Origin of the sequence: Pseudomonas sp. PS02290, assembly GCF_029960075.1 — a bacterium.
GTDB lineage: Bacteria > Pseudomonadota > Gammaproteobacteria > Pseudomonadales > Pseudomonadaceae > Aquipseudomonas.
In genome coordinates this window covers 1-3,517 of sequence record NZ_JASCOY010000193.1, presented here as the reverse complement: position 1 = coordinate 3,517, position 3,517 = coordinate 1, and the positions used below count along the sequence as shown (strand labels likewise).

Sequence of the window (3,517 nt, the reverse complement as noted above, 5' to 3'; positions counted from 1 at the left end):
GCGCCACACCGGTCGCTCCCACAGGGGTTGCGCGGCCTTGTAGGAGCGACCGGGGTGGCGCTCCACCTTGCTCGCGATCAGGGGGCGATGCGGTATTGCGGGTGTTTACAAGATCCGCACGCGCAACGATTTGCCCTTGATCTTGCCGTTGTTCAAACGCTCCAGTGCCTGCTTGGCCATGCTGCGTTCCACGGCGACGTAGGCCTGGAAATCAAAGATCGCGATCTTGCCCACCTGAGTGCCGGGAATGCCGGCTTCGCCGGTCAGCGCGCCTAGAATGTCGCCAGGGCGCAGTTTGTCTTTGCGGCCGGAACCGATGCACAGCGTGGTCATCGGCGGCAGCAGCTTGCCGCCTTCCTTGCGCTCCAGTTGGTCGTATTGCTGCCAGTTGAGCGGCGCTTTCTGCAGTTCTTCAACGGCGCGGGCGCGCTGGCTTTCGCCGGGCGCGACGAGGCTGACGGCGATGCCGGTCTCACCCGCACGACCGGTACGGCCGACGCGGTGAATGTGGATTTCCGAATCCCGCGCCAGTTCGACGTTGAGCACCATGTCCAGCCCGTCAATGTCCAGACCGCGCGCAGCGACGTCAGTGGCCACCAGCACCGAGGTGCTGCGGTTGGCGAACATCGCCAGCACCTGGTCGCGGTCACGCTGTTCCAGATCGCCATGCAGGCCGACGGCAGACATGCCCTTGGCGGTCAGGTGATCGACCACTTCCTGAACCTGCTGCTTGGTGAAACAGAACGCCACGCAGGACTGTGGACGGAAATGATCGAGCACGCGGACCACCGCTTCGAGGCGTTGCTCTGGCGCGATTTCATAGAAGATCTGCTCGATCTGGCTGTCGGCGTGGAGCGCTTCGACCTTGACGGTCTGCGGGTCGCGCATGAATTTCGAGGACAGCTGCTTGATGCCGACCGGGTACGTGGCCGAGAACAGCAGGGTCTGGCGACGCTTGGGCGTCTGCTCGATGATGTCGGCGATGGCGTCGTAGAAACCCATGTCGAGCATGCGGTCGGCTTCGTCCAGCACCAGCGTGTTCAGGCCGTCCAGCACCAGCGAACCCTTGCGCAGATGCTGCTGAATGCGACCCGGTGTGCCAACGATGACGTGCGCGCCGTGCTCCAGCGAGCCAATCTGCGGGCCGAAAGACACGCCGCCGCAGAGGGTCAGGACCTTGATGTTGTCTTCGGAACGCGCCAGACGGCGGATTTCCTTGGCCACCTGATCGGCCAGCTCACGGGTGGGGCAGAGCACCAACGCCTGGCAGCCGAAGTAGCGCGGATTGATCGGATTGAGCAGGCCGATGCCGAATGCAGCGGTCTTGCCGGAGCCCGTCTTGGCCTGGGCGATCAGGTCCATCCCCTTGACGATCACCGGCAGGCTCTGCGCCTGAATCGGCGTCATCTCGGCATAACCAAGGGACTCCAGGTTAGCCAGCATGGCGGCGGAAAGGGGCAGTGAGTTAAAAGCGGTGTTAGTCACGGGACGGGCCTGCAAAACAAAATGTCGCGCAGTGTATCAGGTCGCGACCCCTGCCTTGGGGCCGCGCGCGATAAATGGTGAGTGGGTCACGCCTCGATCTCGGGCTCCGGTTGCGGTTTGCGCGCCGGTGCTTCGGGGGCCATGCGCGGCGATAGCTGCAGGAAGATCGACGCCGCCAGCATCGCCAGCACGCCGACGCACAGGAAGGTCAGCTGAAACGCGCCGAGCACGTCGCTGACTTCACCCGTCGCCACGTCGTCGCTGAATCCGCCCAGCAAGGCGGCCGCACAGGCGACGCCAAGACTCAGGGACAACTGCGCGACCACCGACAGCAAACTGTTGCCGCTGGCGGCACTGGCGTCATCGAGATCGATCAGCGTCACAGCGTTCATCGCCGAGAACTGCAGCGAGTTGACCCCGCCCAGAAACGCCAGATGAATCAGCAGCAGCCAGTACGGCGTGTCGGCACTGACCAGCGCCATGCTTGCCAGCAGAACACCCAGCAGCAGGGTGTTACCGGTGAGCACGATGCGATAACCCAACCGTTCAATGGCTTTGGTCGCCAGAGGCTTGGCGAACATCGCCGCGAGCGCCAGGGGAATCATGCTCATGCCCGCATGTGACGGCGAATAACCCAGAGCGACTTGCAGCATCAGCGGCAGGAGGAAGGGCAGGGCGCCGCTGCCCAGTCGGGCAAACAGATTGCCCATGATGCCCACCGCGAAACTGCGGGTCTTGAACAGCTGAGCGGAGAACAGCGGCGCTTCCACATGACTGGCGCGCAACCAGTACGCGGCGAGACACGCCATGCCGCCGAACAGCAGCATCACCACCCGCAAGTGCGGCAGATTCAGTTCGCCGAGGCCTTCCAGCGCGATGGTAATCAGCACCATCGACGCGCCAAACAGGCCGAATCCCACCAGATCAAAACGCGTGCGTCCGCCGCCCTCAAGATCGGGGATGAATTTGCGCACGGCAAAACACCCGAGAATCCCCACCGGAAGGTTGATCAGGAAGATCCAGTGCCAGCTCAGGTACTCCACCAGCCAGCCGCCGACCGTCGGGCCCATCAGCGGGCCGAGCAGGGCGGGCATGGTGATGAAGCTCAACGTGCGCACCAGCTCGGTTCGGGGGTAGGCGCGCAGCACAATGAGCCGTCCTACCGGCATCATCAACGCACCGCCGAGGCCCTGAATCACCCGCGCGCCCACCAGCATGCCGACGGAGTTGGATACCGCACACAGCAGCGAGCCGAAGCTGAACAGCAGGATGGCGCTGAAGAAGATGCGCTTGATGCCGAAGCGGTCTGAAATCCAGCCCGACGCGGGGATCAGCAGGGCGATGGTCAGCATGTAGGCGATGATCACCGACTGCATGCGCAACGGGTCTTCGGACAGCGAGCGGGCCATGGACGGCAGCGCGGTGTTGAGGATCGTGCCGTCCAGGCTTTGCATGAAAAAAGCGATGGCGATGACCCATGGCATCCAGCGCAGGGTGCGGGCGTCCAGCTGCGGTGTTGAGGTCGGCATGTGGATCGAGGGTCCTTATGGTTGCGGGAAACGGGCCAATTAATTATCGGATGTAACTGCTGGGAGCACGGCCCCGGTAGAAGCTCTCACTGCTGAAGCACGGTCCTTGTGGGAGTGAGCTTGCTTACGAAGACGCCCTGACAACCGCCCCATCTCTGCAGCCTGATTGCCAGCATTCGCGAGCAAGCTCGCTTGTATGGTTAGACTTGAAGGGGTGGTGGGACGAACAGTTCGCATCTGACTGCTGCAACAGTACAGACCGTGGGAGACCTCGCCCCACCCCTTCCACCAAAAGCGCCGATAAAGAATGCTTCGTTCAAGCGACGATAGAAACAAGCCTGCGCCTCTGGGTGAAACCCCTCCAAGCCGTAAAACCTTAACGTGGAGAAGTGTCCATGGCAATGCACGTTTCGAAGTCAATCGTGGGCGTGGATGTCGCCAAAGTTGAACTCGTTATTTACGAGCCAGATCAGGATTTGCTCACCTCGATAACCAACGACAAG

2 protein-coding genes are annotated in these 3,517 nt (G+C 62.3%); both read right to left on the bottom strand.

Annotated features, from left to right (window positions below; genetic code table 11):
- Positions 1-105: 105 nt before the first annotated feature.
- Positions 106-1,485: an ATP-dependent RNA helicase DbpA gene (gene dbpA / locus QMX88_RS29045; RefSeq protein WP_282373691.1), complete on the bottom strand. Its 1,380-nt coding sequence runs from the start codon at positions 1,483-1,485 to the stop codon at positions 106-108.
- 86 nt (positions 1,486-1,571) lie between these two features.
- Positions 1,572-3,014 (bottom strand): multidrug transporter subunit MdtD, encoded by a 1,443-nt coding sequence (gene mdtD, locus QMX88_RS29040; RefSeq protein WP_282373690.1) that lies wholly within the window; start codon positions 3,012-3,014, stop codon positions 1,572-1,574.
- Between the last annotated feature and the right edge of the window lie 503 nt (positions 3,015-3,517).